We start from the raw sequence: 498 nt of genomic DNA, 5'->3' as shown, positions 1-498 counted from the left end.
CAGGCCCGCTCTTCAAAGGCATCGCCATTTTCACCATCCTGCTATTTCTCGGCGTGGCCCTCGTCACAGGCTCCCTGCTCTTTCTGGTCGGCCCCGCCGCCATTTCAATCGGGGCTGCACGCTCTTTGCTGAATTGGGAGAATAAAATCAATAACGAACAGAGCTTGCCCTGGAACGAGTACAACTTTGTCACGGTGGATCGCAAGCGTTCCATGATCATCACTCACCGAACAGACATCACGGTGGGGTTTGAATTTCGCTTTCCCGACAAAGATTTATTCGAGAAATTCCTGCAATTCCTGCACTCGGTCCTGCCACCCACAGCCGAGTTCATGGAAAGAGACTGGGAGTGGTGAAAAGCCCGGTGCTTGATGCAACGAGATACTTGTAGGAAGCAGCTTGCTGGCGAAAAAGGCCTGAAAACCGGCAGATATTCTGCGTCGGTACGCTGAAGTCGCCAGGCTGCCTCCCACAAAGTGAGTTATGACCTTAACTGTT

Annotated in this window: 1 pseudogene; it reads left to right on the top strand. The window is 52.4% G+C overall.

Annotated elements, in window-relative coordinates:
• Nucleotides 1-356: pseudogene (locus ACODS3_RS26490) on the top strand (permease); the annotation flags it as partial.
• Nucleotides 357-498: the final 142 nt, after the last annotated feature.

The sequence above is a fragment of the Pseudomonas sp. FG43 genome, from assembly GCF_057809175.1.
This window is presented reverse-complemented; position numbering and strand designations above follow the sequence as displayed.